This window comes from Amycolatopsis sp. SID8362 (genome assembly GCF_010550475.1).
GTDB lineage: Bacteria > Actinomycetota > Actinomycetes > Mycobacteriales > Pseudonocardiaceae > Amycolatopsis > Amycolatopsis eburnea.
This window is the reverse complement of sequence record NZ_JAAGNB010001603.1, coordinates 1-18,867: the sequence shown is the minus strand read 5'-3', so window position 1 is coordinate 18,867 and position 18,867 is coordinate 1. Positions and strand designations below refer to the sequence as shown.

The 18,867-nt window shown below is 71.8% G+C and carries 19 protein-coding genes; 7 read left to right on the top strand and 12 right to left on the bottom strand.

Annotation, left to right across the window (positions count from 1 at the left end; all coding sequences use genetic code 11):
* Nucleotides 1–10 precede the first annotated feature (10 nt).
* The 6 genes from G3I65_RS49225 to G3I65_RS49200 are packed head-to-tail and all read right to left on the bottom strand — an operon-like array spanning nt 11 to nt 4,388.
* Nucleotides 11–703 (bottom strand): urease accessory protein UreD, encoded by a 693-nt coding sequence (locus G3I65_RS49225; RefSeq protein WP_160702534.1) that lies wholly within the window; start codon nt 701–703, stop codon nt 11–13.
* Nucleotides 700–1,392: an urease accessory protein UreG gene (gene ureG, locus G3I65_RS49220; RefSeq protein ID WP_160702532.1), complete on the bottom strand. Its 693-nt coding sequence runs from the start codon at nt 1,390–1,392 to the stop codon at nt 700–702. Before ureG ends, G3I65_RS49225 begins: the two co-directional genes overlap by 4 nt.
* Nucleotides 1,382–2,053 carry an urease accessory protein UreF gene (locus G3I65_RS49215; RefSeq protein WP_160702530.1) on the bottom strand — a complete coding sequence of 224 codons (672 nt, stop codon included), beginning with the start codon at nt 2,051–2,053 and terminating at the stop codon, nt 1,382–1,384. Before G3I65_RS49215 ends, ureG begins: the two co-directional genes overlap by 11 nt.
* A complete protein-coding gene (locus G3I65_RS49210) occupies nt 2,053–3,768 on the bottom strand; it encodes an urease subunit alpha (RefSeq protein ID WP_160702528.1) in 1,716 nt (571 codons plus the stop codon). Before G3I65_RS49210 ends, G3I65_RS49215 begins: the two co-directional genes overlap by 1 nt.
* A gap of 1 nt (nt 3,769) precedes the next feature.
* Nucleotides 3,770–4,075 carry an urease subunit beta gene (locus tag G3I65_RS49205; RefSeq protein ID WP_160702526.1) on the bottom strand — a complete coding sequence of 102 codons (306 nt, stop codon included), beginning with the start codon at nt 4,073–4,075 and terminating at the stop codon, nt 3,770–3,772.
* A gap of 10 nt (nt 4,076–4,085) precedes the next feature.
* Complete coding sequence (locus tag G3I65_RS49200; RefSeq protein ID WP_125307962.1) at nt 4,086–4,388, bottom strand: urease subunit gamma; 303 nt, start codon at nt 4,386–4,388, stop codon at nt 4,086–4,088.
* Nucleotides 4,389–4,677: 289 nt separating this feature from the next.
* On the opposite strand from G3I65_RS49200, the gene G3I65_RS49195 reads away from it, so the two are divergent.
* Nucleotides 4,678–5,826 carry a citrate synthase 2 gene (locus G3I65_RS49195; protein WP_160702516.1) on the top strand — a complete coding sequence of 383 codons (1,149 nt, stop codon included), beginning with the start codon at nt 4,678–4,680 and terminating at the stop codon, nt 5,824–5,826.
* 68 nt (nt 5,827–5,894) lie between these two features.
* Here the strand turns inward: G3I65_RS49195 and G3I65_RS49190 are convergent, their stop codons facing one another.
* Both G3I65_RS49190 and G3I65_RS49185 read right to left on the bottom strand, forming a co-directional pair.
* A complete protein-coding gene (locus G3I65_RS49190; protein ID WP_160702595.1) occupies nt 5,895–6,482 on the bottom strand; it encodes a TetR/AcrR family transcriptional regulator in 588 nt (195 codons plus the stop codon).
* Nucleotides 6,483–6,496: 14 nt separating this feature from the next.
* Nucleotides 6,497–8,191: an SDR family oxidoreductase gene (locus G3I65_RS49185; RefSeq protein WP_160702594.1), complete on the bottom strand. Its 1,695-nt coding sequence runs from the start codon at nt 8,189–8,191 to the stop codon at nt 6,497–6,499.
* A 229-nt stretch (nt 8,192–8,420) separates the two neighbouring features.
* On the opposite strand from G3I65_RS49185, the gene G3I65_RS49180 reads away from it, so the two are divergent.
* From G3I65_RS49180 to G3I65_RS49160, 5 genes are read left to right on the top strand one after another with little or no spacing between them, the layout of a single operon-like run.
* Nucleotides 8,421–9,260: an ABC transporter ATP-binding protein gene (locus tag G3I65_RS49180; protein ID WP_160702514.1), complete on the top strand. Its 840-nt coding sequence runs from the start codon at nt 8,421–8,423 to the stop codon at nt 9,258–9,260.
* Nucleotides 9,257–10,066: an ABC transporter permease gene (locus tag G3I65_RS49175; protein ID WP_160702512.1), complete on the top strand. Its 810-nt coding sequence runs from the start codon at nt 9,257–9,259 to the stop codon at nt 10,064–10,066. The genes G3I65_RS49180 and G3I65_RS49175 overlap by 4 nt, the downstream gene beginning before the upstream one ends.
* Nucleotides 10,063–11,220, top strand: a complete 1,158-nt coding sequence (locus G3I65_RS49170; RefSeq protein ID WP_160702593.1) for a sensor histidine kinase — start codon at nt 10,063–10,065, stop codon at nt 11,218–11,220. The genes G3I65_RS49175 and G3I65_RS49170 overlap by 4 nt, the downstream gene beginning before the upstream one ends.
* Complete coding sequence (locus tag G3I65_RS49165) at nt 11,217–11,837, top strand: response regulator transcription factor (RefSeq protein ID WP_160702510.1); 621 nt, start codon at nt 11,217–11,219, stop codon at nt 11,835–11,837. Before G3I65_RS49170 ends, G3I65_RS49165 begins: the two co-directional genes overlap by 4 nt.
* Nucleotides 11,838–11,882: 45 nt before the next feature.
* Nucleotides 11,883–13,223 (top strand): serine hydrolase, encoded by a 1,341-nt coding sequence (locus tag G3I65_RS49160; RefSeq protein WP_160702508.1) that lies wholly within the window; start codon nt 11,883–11,885, stop codon nt 13,221–13,223.
* 46 nt (nt 13,224–13,269) lie between these two features.
* Here the strand turns inward: G3I65_RS49160 and G3I65_RS49155 are convergent, their stop codons facing one another.
* Both G3I65_RS49155 and G3I65_RS49150 read right to left on the bottom strand, forming a co-directional pair.
* Nucleotides 13,270–13,587 (bottom strand): hypothetical protein, encoded by a 318-nt coding sequence (locus tag G3I65_RS49155; RefSeq protein WP_160702506.1) that lies wholly within the window; start codon nt 13,585–13,587, stop codon nt 13,270–13,272.
* A 10-nt stretch (nt 13,588–13,597) separates the two neighbouring features.
* On the bottom strand, nt 13,598–14,293 hold the full coding sequence (locus G3I65_RS49150; protein WP_239071913.1) for a hypothetical protein: 696 nt from the start codon (nt 14,291–14,293) through the stop codon (nt 13,598–13,600).
* A gap of 68 nt (nt 14,294–14,361) precedes the next feature.
* On the opposite strand from G3I65_RS49150, the gene serC reads away from it, so the two are divergent.
* A complete protein-coding gene (serC, locus tag G3I65_RS49145; RefSeq protein ID WP_125307969.1) occupies nt 14,362–15,486 on the top strand; it encodes a phosphoserine transaminase in 1,125 nt (374 codons plus the stop codon).
* Nucleotides 15,487–15,489: 3 nt separating this feature from the next.
* On the opposite strand, the gene G3I65_RS49140 is transcribed toward serC, so the two are convergent.
* The gene (locus G3I65_RS49140; protein ID WP_309236055.1) at nt 15,490–16,716 is read right to left on the bottom strand and encodes a glycosyltransferase 87 family protein; all 1,227 of its coding nucleotides are present in this window, start codon (nt 16,714–16,716) and stop codon (nt 15,490–15,492) included.
* Between the two features lie 47 nt (nt 16,717–16,763).
* On the bottom strand, nt 16,764–18,284 hold the full coding sequence (locus G3I65_RS49135; RefSeq protein WP_160702504.1) for an amidohydrolase family protein: 1,521 nt from the start codon (nt 18,282–18,284) through the stop codon (nt 16,764–16,766).
* Nucleotides 18,285–18,867 lie beyond the last annotated feature (583 nt).

The following is an 18,867-nucleotide window of genomic DNA, read 5'->3' as shown; positions in this document are numbered from 1 at the left end:
ACCACAAGGCCTAGAACACGCGCAACGCCGTCACCGCGTCGGGGGCCAAGGACGTCGTGAGGGTGCCGCCCGCGGCGAGCGGCGTGCGGGACCACCACTCGCCCGACTCCGCCGGGAGTTCCGGGCCGCCGACCACCAGGTCGGTCGCCAGCACCCGGCGGCCCGCCAGCACCGCCAGGCTCCGATCCAGCGGAGAGCCGACCGAAAGCGTCTGGCGCAGCACCGGAACCCCGCCGCGGGTCACCGACTGCGACGTCGTCAAGGATCCCGGTGCCTCGCCCGCGCGACCCAGCACCAGCACCTCCCGCGTGTGCAGGTACGCGTCCGCGGCGAGCTCTCCGCGGAAGACCGCCGTGTGCCGGGCGCGGGAGGTGACCACCGTCGGCTCCGGCAGGTACTCCAGCGAGCCACCCGGTTCCACGACGACGTCCACAGTGGACAACGACGGTTCGCCGTGCAGGCCCGGCAAGGCGAGGGTCGCCGCCACGCCGGACAGCCGGAGGGACGCGCCCGGTCCTACGTGGACGGTGAGCAGCAGGTCGTCGCCGCCCAGCGGGGCCGTCGCCGAGTTGACCAGGTGGACCACCGCTGTCGGGCCGCGGCCCCGGCGGGGGAACAACGTCAACGGCGCCATCGAGCGCAGCTCGCGCAGCACCGTCCGCGAGCCGTCGAAGCACGCCGTCAACCGGGCGTGGGCCTTCACAGCAGGGAACGGACCCAGGCCGCGACCTCGGGTGCGTCCGGGGTGTCCACAAGGGACTGCGCGATGACCGGCAGCTCGCCCCGCATCCGGTGCGCGTCCGACGTCATCACCGCCATGTCCGCGTTCACCAGGTGCGCGATGTCGATCTTGTTGATCACCAGCAGGTCCGCCGTCGTGACGCCGGGGCCGCCCTTGCGCGGCACCTTGTCGCCACCCGCGACGTCCACCACGAAGATCTGGCTGTCGGCCAGCCCGCGGCTGAACACCGCCGTCAGGTTGTCGCCGCCGCTCTCGATGATCACCAGGTCCAGGCCCGGGAATTTCTCCTCCAGGCGCTCGACCGCGTCGAGGTTCGCGGTGATGTCGTCGCGGATCGCCGTGTGCGGGCACGCTCCGGTTTGGACAGCCTCGATCCGGGCCGGGTCCAGCACACCCGCGCGACGCAGGAAGTCCGCGTCCTCGGTCGTGTAGATGTCGTTGGTCACCACCGCGAGGTCGATCTCGTCGCCGAGCGCGCGGCACAGCGCCGCGGTCAGCGCCGTCTTGCCGGAGCCGACCGGGCCCCCGATGCCGATCCGGTACGCGCGACCGGCCGTCGGCGCCGCGTCGTAGTGGTCGGGGTCGGCGGCCGTCGGGTCGAAGTTGACCTCGTGGAAGTGGCCGTGACCGTGTCCGTGTTCAGCTAGCAAAGAGACGCACCTCTTCCTGGTGGTGCCGGGCGTGCGCCTCGGCGAACAGATCCAACGCGGGCGAGCCCGGCGACGGCAGCGACGCCGGGTCGTCCCCCGCCACCGCCGCCGCTTCCGTACAAACCGAAGCGAGGTCCAGCCGCGCCACGACGGCGTTGACCGCGAAGGGGTCCAGCCCCAGCAGCCGCACCGCCGCGCTCGCCGGCCCGCTCACCGCCAGGTACGCGGCCGCCATCGCCGCGTCGTACGGCGAACCGCCCGCGACCCCGACGAGCGCGCCGAGCACCACCGGGTGGTGCGGCCGTGGGGTCGCGGCCAGCAGCGCGTCCAGCACGGGAGACGGCCAGGCGATCCGCCCGGCTCGCGCGGTACCGCGCCCCTGAGCCCGGGACGCCTCGCGCTGCGCGAGCGACGGGGTGCGCGCGTCCAGCTCACCATCCAAAAGCGACCAATCACCGCCGTCGACGGCCGCGTGCGCCGAAGCGGCGGCGAAAACGGCGGCCAGGAAACCCGCGGTCCGCAACCGCCCGGACAGGAAGCCGGGCAGGTCACGCACGGACGTCACGAGCCGCCGCGCGACGACTTCCTCCAGCCCGCCACTGTGGACGTGCCCGCCGCCGGGGAAGCGGGAGTCCGCGAGGATCAGTGCCGAGAGGTCCATCAGAAGAGGAAGTACCGTTGCGCCATCGGCAGTTCCGTCACCGGCTGCGGTTCGACCAGCTCGCCGTCGACGTGCACCGCGAAGCTGTCCGGCTCGACGCGGACGTCCGGCGTGGCGTCGTTGAGCACCATGTCCGCCTTCGTTCGCGCGCGCATGTTCGACACGGCGACCAGCGGCCGCGTGATGCCGAACGTCTCGCGCAGGCCGCTGTCCAAAGCGGACGGCGCGACGAAATGCAGGCTCAGCGCCGCCCCGATCGAAGCGCCGAACATCGGGCGGGCCAGGACCGGCTGCGGCGTCGGGATGGACGCGTTCGCGTCGCCCATCGCCGCCCACGCCGGGAAGCCACCCTTCAGCACGACGTGCGGGCGGACGCCGAAGAACTTCGGCTCCCACAGCACCAGGTCCGCGAGCTTGCCGACCTCGACCGAGCCGATCTCGGTTTCCATCCCGTGCGCGATGGCCGGGTTGATCGTGTACTTGGCGACGTAGCGCCGGGCCCGCAGGTTGTCGGCCGCGCCGTCGCCGGGCAGCGCGCCGCGGCGGCGCTTCATCACGTGCGCGGTCTGCCAGGTCCGGATGATCACCTCGCCGATCCGGCCCATCGCCTGCGAGTCCGAGCTCATCATCGAGATGGCGCCCAGGTCGTGCAGGACGTCCTCGGCCGCGATCGTGGTCGGCCGGATGCGGCTCTCGGCGAAGGCGAGGTCCTCCGGCACCGACGGGTTGAGGTGGTGGCAGACGACCAGCATGTCGAGGTGCTCGTCGAGGGTGTTCGCCGTGTGCGGCCGGGTCGGGTTCGTCGACGACGGCAGCACGTTCGGCAGCGAGACGACCTGGATGATGTCCGGCGCGTGCCCGCCGCCGGCGCCTTCGGTGTGGTAGGCGTTGATCGAGCGCCCGCCGATGGCGTCCACAGTGGACTCCAGGAACCCGGCCTCGTTCAGCGTGTCGGTGTGGATCGCCACCTGGACACCGGCTTCGTCGGCCACGGTCAGGCAGGCGTCGATGGCCGCGGGCGTCGTGCCCCAGTCCTCGTGCAGCTTGAAGCCACCCGCGCCGGCCGCGAGCTGCTCGCGCAGGGCGTCGTGCCGGACGGTGTTCCCCTTGCCCAGCAACAGGACGTTGATCGGGTAACCGTCCATGGCGGACAGCATCCGGCCCAGGTTCCACGCGCCGGGCGTGACGGTGGTGGCCTTCGTGCCCTCGTTGGGACCGGTGCCGCCACCGACCAGGGTGGTCAATCCGGCGGCCAGCGCGGTGTCGACCAGCTGCGGGCAGATGAAGTGGACGTGGCAGTCGATGCCGCCCGCGGTGAGGATCTTGCCGTTGCCGGCCAGCACCTCGGTCGACGGCCCGATGACCAGTGCCGGGTCGACGCCGTCCATCGTGTCCGGATTGCCCGCCTTGCCGATGCCGACGATCCGGCCGTCGCGCACGCCGACGTCGGCCTTGACGACACCCCAGTGGTCGAGGATCACCGCGCCGGTGATGATCAGGTCCGGGGCACCCTCGGCGCGGGTCGCCGTGCCCTGGCCCATCGACTCGCGGATGACCTTGCCGCCGCCGAAGAGCACCTCGTCGCCGGAGCCGCCGGGGCCCATCGAGCGGTCTTCGGTGACCTCGATCAGGAGGTCGGTGTCGGCGAGCCGGATCCGGTCGCCGGTGGTCGGGCCGAACAGCTCGGCGTAGCGCTCGCGGTCGATCTGCGGCATTTCAGAACTCCCCCGAGAATTCGGACCGAAGCCCCGGAACGCGGCGCGCGCCGGCGAGCGGGACGAGATCGACTTCGCGTTCGACGCCGGGTTCGAAGCGCACCGACGTCCCCGCCGGGACGTCCAGCCGATGACCGCGGGCGAGATCGCGGTCGAATTCCAGGCCGGGGTTCACCGCGGCGAAGTGGTAGTGCGAGCCGACCTGGACCGGCCGGTCGCCGAGGTTGCGGACCAGCAGCCGCACGCGCGCGCGGCCGGGGTTCAGCTCGACCGGCTCGTCGCCGGGGATGATCTCACCTGGGTGCATCGGTCCGCCTTCACACGATCGGGTCATGCACGGTGACGAGCTTGGTGCCGTCCGGGAACGTGGCTTCGACCTGCACGGAGTCCACCATTTCGGGCACGCCGTCGAGCACCTGCGCACGCGAGAGCACGCTCCGGCCGCTCGCGACCAGCTCACTGACCGTGCGCCCGTCGCGGGCCCCTTCGAGGACGTGGTCGGTGATCAGCGCGACCGCCTCGGGGTAGTTCAGCCGGACGCCGCGGTCCAGCCGCTTGCGCGCGACGTCCGCCGCCACGTGGATGAGCAGCTTGTCGCGCTCCTGCGGACTGAGGTGCATCCGCTAGGTCTATCACCCGGACCAGGGCGGCGCCTGGTTCGGAAACATACCTTTAACCTGGGCTTCGTCACACTGAGTGGTGAAAATTCTCCCGCCGGACGGCCTCGGTGACTGAATCGTTCTCGTAATCGTGACCGAAACCACCGCTTCTTTCGATTGCCCCGTGGCGATCGAGGGAGCAAGGTCTATCCATCCGTGCGATGGCGCGCGCGTTCCGTGCGCATTTCCGTCCGCGCGTGCACCACCACCAAGACGGGGAAAAAAGCGCACCGAAAGGTTCCGCGAAACAGTGACTACCTCCACGATCAGCAAGCCACAGCCGTCCGGCCAACCCGACGACGGCTTCCGACCGGGTCTGGAGGGCGTCGTCGCCTTCCACACCGAAATCGCCGAACCCGACCGGGACGGCGGTGCGCTGCGCTACCGCGGCGTCGACATCGAGGACCTCGCCGGCAAGGTGACCTTCGGTGACGTCTGGGGCCTCCTCGTGGACGGCCGGTTCGGTCACGGCCTGCCGCCCGCCGAGCCCTTCCCGCTGCCGGTGCACACCGGCGACGTCCGGGTGGACGTCCAGGCCGCGCTGGCCATGCTCGCGCCGATCTGGGGCTACCGCCCGCTGCTCGACATCACCGACGAAGAGGCCCGCGAGCAGCTGGCCCGCGCCTCGGTGATGGCGCTGTCGTACGTCGCGCAGTCGGCGCGCGGCATCGGCCAGCCCGCGGTGCCGCAGGCGCGCGTCGACGAGGCCCACTCGATCACCGAGCGGTTCCTCATCCGCTGGCGCGGCGAGCCGGACCCGGCGCACGTCAAGGCGCTGGACGCGTACTGGGTGTCGGCCGCCGAGCACGGCCTCAACGCCTCGACCTTCACCGCCCGCGTCATCGCCTCCACCGGGGCGGACGTCGCGGCGGCCATGTCGGGCGCGATCGGCGCGATGTCGGGCCCGCTGCACGGCGGCGCCCCGGCGCGCGTGCTGCCGATGATCGAAGAAGTCGAACGCTCGGGCGACCCGGCGGGCCTGGTCAAGGGCATCCTCGACCGCAAGGAACGCCTGATGGGCTTCGGCCACCGCGTCTACCGCGCGGAGGACCCGCGGGCGCGCGTGCTGCGCCGCACGTGCCAGGAGCTCGGCGCGGCCCGCTACGAGGCGGCCGCCGCGCTGGAGCAGGCGGCGCTGGCGGAGCTGCGCGAGCGGCGTCCGGATCACCCGATCGAGACCAACGTCGAGTTCTGGGCCGCCGTGATCCTGGACTTCGCCCAGGTCCCGCCGCACATGATGCCCGCGATGTTCAGCTCGGCCCGCACCGCCGGCTGGGCCGCGCACATCCTGGAGCAGAAGCGCACCGGACGCCTGGTGCGCCCGTCGGCCAAGTACGTCGGCCCGGCGCCCCGCACCCCCGAAGACGTCGAGGGCTGGGAACTGGTCACCAAGCACTGACGCACGCTACGACGGAAGCGGCACTTTCATAGGGAAAGTGATCCGGAGGGCCTTCCTCCACATCACTTTCATAGGGAAAGTGCCGCTTCTTCGTGGGCGGAGGTGGCGGCGAGCATGGCCGTGAGCTGGTCGACCAGCCACGTGTCCAGGTGCTCGCGCGGGACCGTGCGCTCCTGGAGCCAGGACAACAAGGCGCCCTCGACGACCGCCGTCCAGCAGCGGAGCGTGAGCGAGAGCAGGGGCGACGGGTCCGTGACGGCGAGGGCGTCCAGGATCAGGGCGACCGCGCGGTTGCGGACCTCGTCGATCGCCGCGTCCGTGTCCGACGTCGCGATCACCGACCCGCTGCGCAGCAACGCGATGTACCCGGCCCGGTAGTGGTCGGCGACGTCGATCAGTCCGCGGACGGCCGCCCGCAGCCGGGTTTCGGGCGGGCCCTCCTCGAGGCCGGCCAGGCCGTCGATGAGGCCGTCGGTGACCGTGCGCAGGGCCTGCACCTGCAGCTCGCGCAGGTTCGGGAAGTACCGGTAGAACAACGGCCGCGACACCTCGGCGCGCGCGACGATGTCGTCCACTGTGACCAGTTCCGGCGCCCGCGAGCCGAACAGGTCGAGCGCGGCCTGGATCAGGTCGTCGCGGCGGGCCTGCGGCGACATCCGCCGCGGGCGGCTCACGGCGTCAGGTCCAGTTTCGCCGCCGCGCGCAGCAATCCCGGCGTCAGTCGCGAAAGGACCAGCGCGGCTTTCGCCTCCGGAGTGGACGGTGCGATCGCCGTGTCCTTCTCCACGGCGCGCAGGATGTCGCGCGCGACTCCTTCGGGCCCGAACCCGCGCCGGGCGTAGAGCTTCGAGCTTTCCTTCTGCCGGCGGCGTTGCTCCTCTTCGGACACTCCGACGAACGTCGTCGTGTTGGTGATGTTGGTCTTCACGATGCCCGGGCACACCGCCGTGACGCCGATGTGGTGCTCGGCCAGCTCGGCCCGCAGGCAGACGCTCAACGTCAGCACGGCGGACTTCGTCGTGGCGTACGCGGTCAGGATCTTCGACGGCAGGTAGGCGGCCGCCGAAGCGAGGTTGACGATCTGGCCGCCCTCGGCGCGCTCGGCGAGCATCGGCGCGAACGCGCGGCAGCCGTGGATCACGCCCCACAGGTTGACGTCGATGACGCGCTCCCAGTCCTCGACGGACGTGTCGAGGAACGGGCCGGACATCCCGATGCCGGCGTTGTTGACCACGATGTCCGGGACGCCGTGGTTTTCGCGGACCTCACGGGCGAAGCGGTGCACGGCTTCGCCGTCCGAAGAGTCCACTGTGTACTCGGCGACGCCGTGGTCTTCCAGCAGCTTCAAGGTTTCCGCGGCGGTCGCGGGATCGATGTCGGTGATGACGACGTCGGCGCCCTCGGCGGCGAACGCGAGCGCGGTGGCCCGGCCGATGCCGCTGCCGGCGCCGGTGACGACGACCAGCTTGTGCGCGAACCTCCCGGCTCCCACGCGCGAGCGGCGCAGGCCCCGGCTTTCGGCGCCAGTCTCGGCGTACTCGATCAGCTCGGCGGCGGCGCGCGCGACCACCGCGGGCTTGGCGCGGGTCACCCAGTGCGTCCCGACCACCCGGCGGATCCGCAGGTCCGGCACCCAGCGGGCGACCTCGGTCTGCAGCGGCGTCGTGACGTAGGCGTCGCCGGTCGGGGCGAGCACCTGCACCGGGACGTCGGCGGGCTTCGGCGCGGGCCGCGAAAGCCGGGTGAACATGTTGGCGCGGTAGAGCTGGAGCCCGTGCAGGCCGTCGGACTTGTCCGGGGGCGCCGCGTCGGGTTCCATGCGCTGGATCTGCTTGCCCAGCAGGCCGGTGCGCCACAGCACGTCCGGGACCAGCGGGAACTGGAACGCGAGGATGTACCACGAGTGCAGGAACTGGCTCAGCGCGTTCTTGAGGCGCTTCGGCGTCGGGCGGGTGAGCTGCGCGCGGAACCAGGCGCCCGCGTGGTCGAGGCTCGGCCCGGAGATCGACGTGTAGGACGCGACCCGGCCGCGCAGGCCGTCGCCGGTGACGGCGTGCCACGTCTGGATCGAGCCCCAGTCGTGGGCGACCAGGTGCACCTTGCCCGTCGGCTGCACCGCCTCGACGACCGCGCGCAGGTCGTCGGCCAGCTGGTCCAGCCGGTAGGACGCGCGACCCGACGGCTTGTCCGACTGCCCGGCCCCGCGCACGTCGTAGGTGACGACGCGGTGCTTCGCCGTCAGCTCGGCGGCCACCCCGCCCCACATCGAGCTGTTGTCCGGGTAGCCGTGCACGAGCACGACCGTGGGCCCGTCTTCCCGGCCGTCGATGTGGACGGAGAGGCGGACACCGTCGCTGGCGGTCACCCACTTGTGAGACATCCTGTCATGTTAGACAACTTGTCAACAGCCGTGTTCACCCGCGCGGCGGTTACGCGTGTCGAGAAGTTCGGGTTTTTGCTTGTATGACAGCGTTTTCGTGGTTTCCCGTGGAACCAAGCGGCGGCGGTCGACGACCGTGTCCACCGAACGGTGGACAGCCGGATTCAGCTGAGCGTTGCTCCCGATCAAGCCCCCGGTCGACCACGCTGGAGCCATGACCACAGCAGTGAGCGTGCGCGGCCTGCGCAAGCAGTACCCCGGTCACCTGGCCGTGGCCGGGCTGGACCTGGACATCGCCCCGGGCGAGGTGTTCTCCCTGCTCGGCCCGAACGGCGCCGGGAAGACCACGACCGTCGAGATCCTGGAAGGCCACCGGCAGCGCACCGCCGGCGAGGTCACCGTGCTCGGGGCGGACCCCGGCAAGGCCGGCCGCGCCTGGCGGTCGCGCATCGGCATCGTCCTGCAGACCGCGAACGACGCCGCCGAGCTGAGCGTCGCCGAGACCGTGCGGCACTTCGCGAAGTACTACCCCGACCCGCGCGACCCCGACGAGGTCATCGACAAGGTCGGGCTCACCGCGAAGGCCGGCGCGCGGGTCAAGTCGCTCTCCGGCGGGCAGCGGCGCCGCGTCGACGTCGCGCTCGGCATCGTCGGGCGGCCCGAGCTGCTCTTCCTCGACGAGCCGACCACCGGCTTCGACCCCGAGGCGCGGCGGCAGTTCTGGACGCTCATCGGCGACCTCGCCGCCGAAGGCACGACGATCCTGCTCACCACCCACTACCTCGACGAGGCCGAGGCGCTCGCCGACCGCGTCGCGGTGATCGCGCGCGGCGAGATCGTCGCGCAGGACACCCCGCAGAACCTCGGTGGCCGCGCCGCCGCGGAGGCGACCGTGCGGTGGACCGACGAGCGCGGTGAGCACGTCGAGCGCACCGCGTACCCGACCAAGCTCGTCACCGAGCTCTCCGCTGGGGGTAGGGAGCTCGCCGGGTTGACCGTGACGCGGCCGAGCCTGGAGGACATCTACCTGGACCTGATCGGAGACAAGGCATGACCACGCTCGCCCTACCCGGCCCACTGTCACTGGGGCTGGCCCGCGGCGGCACCGAGCTGCGGCAGTTCTTCCGGCACAAGGAACAGGTGGTCTTCACCTTCTCCCTGCCCGCGGTGCTGATGATCCTGCTCGGGTCCATCCTGGACGGTCCGACCGCGCTGGCAGGCGTCACGTCCGGGCAGCTGCTCGCGGCCGGGATGATCGGCTCCGGCATCGTCTCGACGTCGTTCAACAGCATCGCGACCGGCGTCTCGGCCGACCGGGAAACCGGGGCGCTCAAACGCCTTCGCGGCACGCCGATGCCGTCGTCGTCCTACTTCATCGGCAAGATGGTGCTCGTCGCGGTGTCCAGCCTGGCGCAGACCGTGCTGATGGCCGCGGTCGCCGTGCTGCTGTTCGGGCTGAAGCTGCCCACCGCGCCGGAGAAGTGGCTGACGCTGCTGTGGGTGTTCGCGCTCGGCATCGTCTCCTGCACGCTCCTGGGGATCGCGATCAGCGCGCTCGCCAAGTCCACCAACGGCGCGGTCGCCATCGTGCAGATGCTGTACCTGGTGCTGCAGTTCATCTCGGGGGTGTTCGTTTCGCCGATCACCAACCTGCCGAAAGTTATGGTGGACATCGCTTCGTTCTTCCCCTTGAAGTGGATTTGCCAGGGCTTCCGGTCGGTGTTCCTGCCGGACGCCGCGGTGCGGATGGAGATGGCTGGGTCATGGGAGCTCCCGCGGGTGGCGCTGGTGCTGGGGATCTGGTGCGTGGTGGGCGCGGTGCTGGCGCGGCTGACGTTCCGGTGGACCGACGCGAGGTGAAGGACGCCTGGGACCGGTTCAACTGGCTCTGGGAGATCCTCTTCGCGGTGGCGTACCTGGCCACGACGGTGCTGGTGGTGCTGGACGAAGCCGATCCGCTGCGCACCGCCGTCGCGGTCGGGGCGCTCACCGCGCTCGCGCTGACGTACCTGCTGTGGGGCCGCGGGGTGGTCCGCGACGAGGGCCACCTCCCGCAGCGGTGGACGCTCGCCGTGGTGGTCCTGGTGCTGGTCGGGGTCTCGGTGTTCGCCGCCACCACGGCCAGCTTCATCCTGTTCATGGTGTGCCCGCTGCTGTTCTCGACGCTCGAGTTCCGCCCGGCCGCGGCGTTCACCACGGTGGCCATCCTGCTGAGCCCGGCGTCGGCGGTCGTCAACGACGGGCTGCGGGGGCCGACACTGCACATCCTGCTGCCGATGACCGCGATCCTGATCGTCTTCGGGATCCTCTCTGGCAAGTTCATCCTGCACGTCATCGAGGAAAGCCGGGCGCGGGCGGACCTGATCGCCCGGCTCGAAGCGAGCCAGGCCGAAGTCGCCCGCCTCTCCCGGGAGGCGGGCACGGCGGCCGAACGCGAACGCCTGGCGCGGGAAATCCACGACACCCTCGCGCAGGGGTTCACCAGCATCGTCACCCTCGCCCAGGCCATCGAGTCCGAAGTGGACACCGACCCGGCCGCGGCGCGGCGGCACGCGGAGCTGGCCGCCCGTACCGCGCGCGACAACCTCACCGAGGCCCGCGGGATGGTCGCCGCGCTGGCCCCGGCCGACCTCACCTCGGGCTCGCTCGTCGACGCCGTCCGGCGGCAGGCGAACCGGCTGGCGGACGAGGCGGGCCTCGCCGTGCGGTACGAAGTGGACGGTGCGCTGCCCGCGTTGCCGATGGCCGGCGAAGTCGTCCTGCTGCGGGGCGCGCAGGAAGCGCTCAACAACGTCCGCCGGCACGCGGCCGCGTCGACGGTATCGGTCACGCTGTCCGTTGTGGACGATGCCGTCCGGCTGTCCGTCCGCGACGACGGCGCCGGCTTCGACCCGGACCACGCCGACGGGTTCGGGCTGCGGGGCATGCGATCCCGCGCGGAGCAGGTCGGTGGCAGACTGAGCGTCCGGAGTGGCCCCAGCGGCACCGAACTCACCCTGGAGGTGCCCGCTTGATCCGCGTCCTGCTGGTCGACGACCACCCGGTCGTCCGCGAAGGCCTCCGCGGCATGCTCGAAGCCGAACCCGACCTGACGGTGGTCGGCGAAGCGGGCTCCGGCGACGAGGCGGTCGCGCTCGACCGGGTCGCCGAACCCGACGTCGTGCTGATGGACCTGCGCATGCCCGGCCTCGACGGCGTCGGCGCCACCAAGCGGATCCTGCGCGACCGGCCGACGCGACGGGTCGTCGTGCTCACGACGTACGAAACGGACGCCGACATCCTGCGCGCGGTCGAGGCCGGCGCGTCCGGCTACCTGCTGAAGGACGCGTCCCGCACGGAACTGGCGAACGCGATCCGCGCGGCAGCCCGCGGCGAGACGGTGCTGGCGCCGTCGGTGGCGGGCAAGCTGGTGAACCGGGTGCGCAACCCCGAGCCGCAACCGCTTTCGGCGCGCGAGGTGGAGGTGCTGCGGCTGGTCGCGAAGGGCGGGACCAACGCGGACATCGGCCGCGCGCTGCACATCAGCGAGGCGACGGTGAAGACGCACCTGCTGCGGGTCTTCGGCAAGCTGGGCGTGTCCGACCGGACAGCGGCGGTGACGACGGCGATGTCGCGGAACCTGCTCGGCTGAACCCCGGGACCTGCTTCTCCCGCCTCCGCGCGGCAGAATGCCCCCATGCTTGAGTCGACCGAACACGCCCTGCTCCGCCGGATCGCCCACGAGCAGGCCGCCTGCCGGGCGCCGTCGCTGGTTGCCGCTGTGGTGCGGGACGGTGAGATCGTCTGGTCCGGTGGCCGGGGGCGGGTCGGGGACACGCGGCCCGGGACCGACACGCAGTACCGGCTGGGCTCGATCACCAAGACCCTCGTCGCCACCGCCGTCATGCGGCTGCGCGACGAAGGCCTGCTCGACCTCAACGACCCGCTCGAAAAGCACGTCCCCGGCACACCGTTCGGGGCCGCCACCGTGGCCCAGCTGCTGTCGCACACCTCCGGCCTGACGTCCGAATCGCCGGGTCTGTGGTGGGAGCGGACGCCGGGCGCCGACTGGGACGCGCTCGTCGGCAGCCTCGCCGAGGGCGCGACCAAGCACCGGCCGGGCGCGCGGTTCCACTACTCGAACGTCGGCTACGGCGTGCTCGGCGAGCTCGTCTCGCGCCACCGCGGCAAGGGCTGGCTCTCCGTGCTGGACGAGGAGGTCCTCGGCCCGCTCGGGATGACCCGCACCACCCCGCACCCGACCGGCGCGCACGCCGAGGGCTTCGCCGTGCACCCCTTCGCCGACGTCCTCCTGCCCGAGCCGAGCCCGGACGCCGGCGCGATGGCCCCCGCCGGCCAGCTGTGGTCGACGGCGAAGGACCTCGGCCGCTGGACGGCGTTCCTCGGCGGCTACGGCGGCGGGGTCCTGTCCCCGGACACCATCGAGGAAATGCGGACCGTGATCACCGTCGACGACACCGACGTGTGGACGACCGGCTTCGGCCTCGGCCTGATGCTCGTGCGCTACGGCGGCCGCCGGCTGGCCGGGCACACCGGCTCGATGCCCGGCTTCCTCGCCGTCACGCTGGTCGACCCGGCCGCGCAGACCGGCGCGCTGGTGCTCACCAACTCGACGTCCGGGGTCGGCATCACCCAGCTCTGCCTCGACCTCATCACGACGACCGACGAGCTGGAACCCCGCGTGGCCGCCGAGTGGGAGCCCACCGCCGTCGACCCGGAACTGCTGGCGCTGACCGGGCTCTGGCACTGGGGCCCGACGCCGTACCACCTGCGGGTCCAGGGCGAGGGGCAGCTCCTGCTGGCGCCGGTCGAGGGTGCCGGGCGCAGCTCGCGCTTCCGCGCGACCGGCAAGGACACCTACGTCGGTCTCGACGGCTACTACTCCGGCGAGACGCTCGAAGTGGGCCGCAACGCCGACGGCGTGGCCACCCACCTCGACCTGGCGACGTTCGTCTTCACGCGCACGCCGTACGACCCGGCCGCGCCGGTCCCGGGCGGCGTCGAGAACTGGCGCTGAGGACCGGGCCCCGCTCACACCCCCAGCGTGGTGGTGAGCGGGGCCCTCACGTCAGCGCAGGGGCGCCCGCCGCGTACGCGACGGCGGCGGCGAACCGGGTGGCGATGCGCTTGCCCTCGCCCCAGTCGAACAGCCCGAACTTCAGCTGGGTCTGAATGGTGAGCGTGGCGCCCTGCGCTGCCGGGGAGACCATCGCGGTGATGACCTGGCCCCAGCTGAGGAACGTCATCCCGGTGCGGCAGGTGACGTAGCCGCGCTGGGCGTCGTAGAACGGGCCCTGCCCGCCGATCGCCGTCACCCCGGCGGGGAGCGCGTTCCACAGCGCCTGGGGTGGCACCGGGAAGCTCTGCTGCACAGTCGTCATGACGGGCAAACTACCGTGTCGACGGCTCCGCGGTAACGGCGTTTTTACCCCCACCTCGGTGGACCCCGACCAGGCCGACGGCGTAACCGTCGCCGTCCGGAAGGCCGACGACGAGGTCGTGAGAAGGCCACCCCGCCAGCCACAGCCGGCGCCGGCCGGCCAGTTCGGCGGCGACGTCGGGCGGCACCGCGCGCAGGTGGAACTTGATCCGCACGTCACCGGGCAGCACGGCCCAGCCGTCGACCGGCTCGCCGGGCCGCACGACGAACGCCGCGGCCGCGACCGGCGTCCAGTGGTCGCTCTTCAGGCAGCGCGCGACTTCGGCGAGGTCCGAGCGCCACCCCACCAGGCCGAGCACGACCAGCAGGCTCGGGACCGGCACCAGCCACGGCAGCCAGCCGCCATCGAAGACGATGGCCGCCACCTCCCCCGCTGAGGCGACGACACCGGCCGTCCACGCCGCCGCGGTCCGGGCCAGCAGCCGCACCGGCACCCAGGACCGCTTCCGCACGCGGACGCGCCGGACGCGCTCCGGGCGCTCCTCGCCGGTCGCCCACCGCGGCAGGCGGGGGACGAAGACCAGCACCAGCGTCGCGGCGAAGCCGACGGGCAGCCCGATGGCGGTGGTGCCGGTCCACCCCTCGACGAGGAGGTGCACCGCGGCCACCACCGCGAACCAGGCGAAAAAGTACCAACGAGGCTTCATCGATTCCACATGTCGGACACCTGACCACCTGTGTTAGCTGCTGCATCCCGACCTGAGAGACTGGCCACATGACCGACGCTGAGTTGACCATCCCCGCAGACCTCAAGCCGGCCGACGGCCGCTTCGGCTGCGGACCGTCGAAGGTCCGCGCCGAGCAGCTGAGCGCACTGGCGGAGTCCGGCTCCACCTACCTCGGCACGTCGCACCGGCAGAAGCCGGTCAAGTCCCTCGTCGGGCGCGTCCGGGCCGGCCTGTCCGAGCTGTTCTCGCTGCCCGAGGGCTACGAAGTGATCCTCGGCAACGGCGGCACCACGGCGTTCTGGGACGCGGCCGCCTTCGGCCTGGTCCGCGAGCGCGCGCAGCACTTCACCTACGGCGAGTTCTCCTCGAAGTTCGCCACCGTGACCAAGGGCGCGCCGTTCCTCGCCGACCCGATCGTCGTCAAGGCCGAGCCGGGCAGCGCGCCGGACATCGCCTACGAAGCCGGTGCGGACCTGGTCGGCTGGGCGCACAACGAGACGTCCACCGGTGTCGCCGTGCCGGTCCGCCGCCCCGAGGGCAGCGACGGCGCGCTCGTCGCCATCGACGCCACCTCCGGCGCCGGCGGTCTCCCGGTCAAGGCCGAGGACTTCGACGTCTACTACTTCGCGCCGCAGAAGTCCTTCGCCGCGGACGGTGGCCTCTGGATCGCGCTGGCCTCCCCGGCCGCGGTCGAGCGGATCGGCGAGATCGGCGGGAGCGACCGCTGGATCCCCGAGTTCCTGTCGCTGACCACGGCGCTGGACAACTCCCGCAAGGACCAGACGTACAACACGCCGGCCGTGGCCACGCTGTTCCTGCTCGCCGAGCAGATCGAGTGGATGAACGGCCAGGGCGGCCTCGAGTGGACGACCTCGCGCACGAAGGACTCGTCGTCGCGGCTGTACGAGTGGGCCGAGAAGACGAGCTACACCACGCCGTTCGTGAAGGACCCGGACCTGCGCTCGCAGGTCGTCGGCACGGTCGACTTCAGCGACGACGTCGACGCCGCCGCGGTGGCGAAGGTGCTGCGCGCCAACGGGATCGTCGACACCGAGCCGTACCGCAAGCTGGGCCGCAACCAGCTGCGCGTCGGCCTGTTCCCGGCCATCGACCCGGACGACATCACGAAGCTCACGCAGAGCATCGAGTACGTGGTCGAGCGCCTGTCCTGACCGTCAGACGTCCGTGAAGGCCTCCTTACCGGCATTTTCGACCGGTAAGGAGGCCTTCACGGCTTTCAGGCGGGGTGCGGCGACGGCGGCGAGGGCCAGCAGAAGCAGGCCGAACAGTTCGTAGGACTCGGTGGCGAGCCACCAGCTCGCGGACGGCGCCGGCCGCGGGGCGAACCACATCGGGCCGACGATGAACAACGCCACTCCCGCGACGACGACCGCGGCCGCCACCCACCGGACCGCCCGGTCGAAGCGCCACGCGTACCACCCGGCGAGGACGAGGATCGGCACGCACCAGGTCCAGTGGTGGGTCCAGGAAATCGGCGAGACCAGCAGCCCGCCCAGCGCGCACGCGGTCAGCGCGAGCACCGGTTCCCCGGCCCGCACGATGACCACCGCGACCACGGCCATCACGGCCACGGCGGCGAGCAGCCAGACGATGTTCCCCGCCGGCTCCGGCAGCCCGAGCCGCGTCACCAGCCCCTTCAGCGACTGGTTGCCGACGTAGTCGACGCCGCCGATGCGGCCCGCGTCGAAGACGAGCTTCGTCCAGTACGTGAAGGACGCCGACGGCCGGACCAGCCACAGCAGCGCGCCGGCCGCGAGGAAGCCGCCGACGACCCGCGCGGCCGACTTGAAGTCGCGGCGGAACAGGAAGTAGACGACGAAGACGGCAGGCGTCAGCTTGATCGCCGCGGCCACGCCGATCAGCAGCCCCTTCGTCCGCTTCCGCTCGCCGGGCAGCAGGACGTCGAGCACCACCAGCACCATGAGCAGCGCGTTGATCTGCCCGAACCCGAGCGTCGAGCGCACCGGCTCCAGCAGCGCGCCGGCCAGCTGCGCGCCGATCGCGACCAGCGCGGCCACCGCGCGGCCGGTGACCTTGGAGGAGTCGGTGAGCGAGCCGTTGAGCGTCGCGACGTAGAGGTAGGCGACGACCCCGGTCGCGACGATCGACGCGATGCTGACCAGCTTCATCGTCACGGCGAACGGCAGGAGCGTGCCGGGCAGGAACACCGCCGCGGCGAACGGCGTGTACGTGAAGGGCAGCAGGATCTGGTGCGTGGTCGGCACCCAGGCGTCGTACGGCGAGCCCTGCGCGGCCAGCGCCTTGGCACCGCCCAGGTAGACCTCCAGGTCGAGGCCGTCGAACCGCTTGAGGACGAGAACCAGCACGATCGCGGCGAGTTCGAGTGCCCCGAGCACCGCCGCCAGTTTCCGCCCAGCCACCGCGTCCCCCTCGAACCAGTCCTCGACCGGCCGAGATTACCGGGCGCTCAGCAGCAGCCGCGCACCGGCAAGCGCACTGACCTGGCGTTCGCCGCGGGTGGACGGCTCGCCGCGGCCTCGGCGTCGGCGAACATCCGGGCCCGCGCGGCCGGGTCGAGCACGCGGCCCGCGGTGACGACGGTGTCGATCCGCCGGACCGCGCCGATGTCGGCGAGCGGGTCGGCGTCCAGCAGCACCAGGTCGGCGGCCTTGCCGGCGCCGATCGTCCCGAAGGTGTCCGCCCGGCCGAGGAACGCGGCCGCGTCGCGGGTCACGGTCTGCAACGCCCGCTTCGGGGTGAGGCCGGCCTCGACCAGGAACTCCAGCTCGTCGTGCAGGCTGAAGCCGGGGAAGACGTACGGGTTCTGGCAGTCGGTCCCGCCGAGGATGCCGACGCCTGCCCGGTACGCCTCGCCGGTGAGCCGCAGCTGCGCCTGGAAGTAGTCCTCCTGCTGGGCTACCTGCTCGGGCGTCACCGGCGTGAAGAGCCGGACCCGGTCGGCCCAGTAGGCGCGGATGTCCTGGGAGATGTACTTGAGCCGCTCGTCGTGCGCGTAGGCGTCGGCGGGCTTGGAGATGACGCGGTTGACCGCGAACGTCGGGGTCAACCGGCTGCCGACGGCGTTGAGCCCGGCGAAGTGGCGCCCGGCCGTGGCCGGGTCGTAGGCCTGGGCGGCCTGCCGGTCGAGTTCTCGGGCGAGGTTGAAGAAGTCGCGCGGGGCCGCCGGGTCGAACGGCTTCGCGTCGAGGCGGGCGAGGAACTCGTCGCGGCGGCCCGAGGTCGCGATCGGCAGCCCGAAGGAGTGCTCGAAGCTGCGCTGCCCGTACCGCGCGGCTTCCAGCTGCCCCATCCGGTACGGCCAGTGCCCGGCGAAGGTGAGGCCGAGCCGGTCGCACTCGTCGGCGATCGCGGTGAAGCACTCGCGGGGCAGGTAGAAGTAGACCTTGATGAAGTCCGAGCCCTGCGCCGCGGCGGTCCGCACCGCCGCGCGCGCCTCTTCGGCGTTCGCGACCTGGGTGATCGGCGGGCCGAGCAGCGACACCGGGCCGTCGAGGATCGCGCTGGCCAGCACGACCCGCGGGCCGAGCAGCTCACCGCGGACGATCTTGTCGCGGGTGGCGCGGTTCTCGTCGTAGCCCTGCATCTCGCGGATCCCGGTGACGCCGTTGGCGAGGAACAGCGGCGGCCACACGTCTTCCAGCTCGATGCCGTGCGTGTGCATGTCCCAGAGCCCGGGCACGAGGAACCGGCCACGGCCGTCGATCACCCGCGCTGTCCCGCGACGCGGCACTTCGGCGGCGGGCCCGACCCAGGCGATCCGCTCCCCGACCAGCACGACCGCGGAGTTCGGCCGGGCCGGCCCGTCGGTCCCGTCGACGACGGTCACCCCGGTCACGACCACGACCTCGCTCCCGGCCGCGGCGGCCTCCTGCGCGAACACCGCGGGCGCGATCCCGGCGGCGGCCAGCCCGGCGCCCGCCGTAGCCAGCCACCGCAGGAAATCCCGCCGGTTCGCCTCGACTCGCATCAGACCCACCACCCCTTCGATCACCCGTCCCGGCGCCCATTCAACGCGGGGCGATGGGGCGGGAGATCTTCCAACGTGCTGAATGTCGGGGGATGTGTAACCCGCCACCGGCCATTCCGTGTCATCGCGCGGTCCGGGTGACAGGGTCCCGGCAAAGTCGCGCCGGCGAGCGGGGATGCCATGAAAGGGGCGTTCATGTCGTCTGGCGAGATGAACGACCCTTTCATGACATCGCGGATGGGCGGATCGGCCGTGCTGCCCGACTTTGCCGGGGCCCTGGGTCCGGGTGACGTGAATGACTCATTCATGTCTTCCGGCGACATGAATGAGTCATTCACTACATCCCGGCCACGGCACCGGCACCGGGCGGCCCCGGGGTGTCTTGAATGAGTCATTCAGGACCTCCGAAGACCTGAATGAGTCATTCAAGACACCACCGCGACTTCGCCGCATCCCGGCCCCGCGCGGAACCGGCTCAGGCGAGTGCCTGCGTCGGCGGCAGCCGAGCCGCCCGCACCGCCGGGTAGGCACCCGCGACCGCCCCCACCAAGGCCGCGACCCCCACCCCGCCCGCCAGCGCCCC

What these genes read in the sequence shown, in the direction of transcription:
- G3I65_RS49190 (WP_160702595.1), bottom strand. Translation starts at nt 6,482, where the DNA reads ATGTCGCCGCAGGCCCGCCGCGACGACCTGATCCAGGCCGCGCTCGAC.
- G3I65_RS49205 (WP_160702526.1), bottom strand. Translation starts at nt 4,075, where the DNA reads ATGCACCCAGGTGAGATCATCCCCGGCGACGAGCCGGTCGAGCTGAAC.
- serC (WP_125307969.1), top strand. Translation starts at nt 14,362, where the DNA reads ATGACCGACGCTGAGTTGACCATCCCCGCAGACCTCAAGCCGGCCGAC.
- G3I65_RS49155 (WP_160702506.1), bottom strand. Translation starts at nt 13,587, where the DNA reads ATGACGACTGTGCAGCAGAGCTTCCCGGTGCCACCCCAGGCGCTGTGG.
- G3I65_RS49175 (WP_160702512.1), top strand. Translation starts at nt 9,257, where the DNA reads ATGACCACGCTCGCCCTACCCGGCCCACTGTCACTGGGGCTGGCCCGC.
- G3I65_RS49210 (WP_160702528.1), bottom strand. Translation starts at nt 3,768, where the DNA reads ATGCCGCAGATCGACCGCGAGCGCTACGCCGAGCTGTTCGGCCCGACC.
- G3I65_RS49215 (WP_160702530.1), bottom strand. Translation starts at nt 2,053, where the DNA reads ATGGACCTCTCGGCACTGATCCTCGCGGACTCCCGCTTCCCCGGCGGC.
- G3I65_RS49150 (WP_239071913.1), bottom strand. Translation starts at nt 14,293, where the DNA reads ATGAAGCCTCGTTGGTACTTTTTCGCCTGGTTCGCGGTGGTGGCCGCG.
- G3I65_RS49180 (WP_160702514.1), top strand. Translation starts at nt 8,421, where the DNA reads ATGACCACAGCAGTGAGCGTGCGCGGCCTGCGCAAGCAGTACCCCGGT.
- G3I65_RS49135 (WP_160702504.1), bottom strand. Translation starts at nt 18,284, where the DNA reads ATGCGAGTCGAGGCGAACCGGCGGGATTTCCTGCGGTGGCTGGCTACG.
- G3I65_RS49160 (WP_160702508.1), top strand. Translation starts at nt 11,883, where the DNA reads ATGCTTGAGTCGACCGAACACGCCCTGCTCCGCCGGATCGCCCACGAG.
- G3I65_RS49200 (WP_125307962.1), bottom strand. Translation starts at nt 4,388, where the DNA reads ATGCACCTCAGTCCGCAGGAGCGCGACAAGCTGCTCATCCACGTGGCG.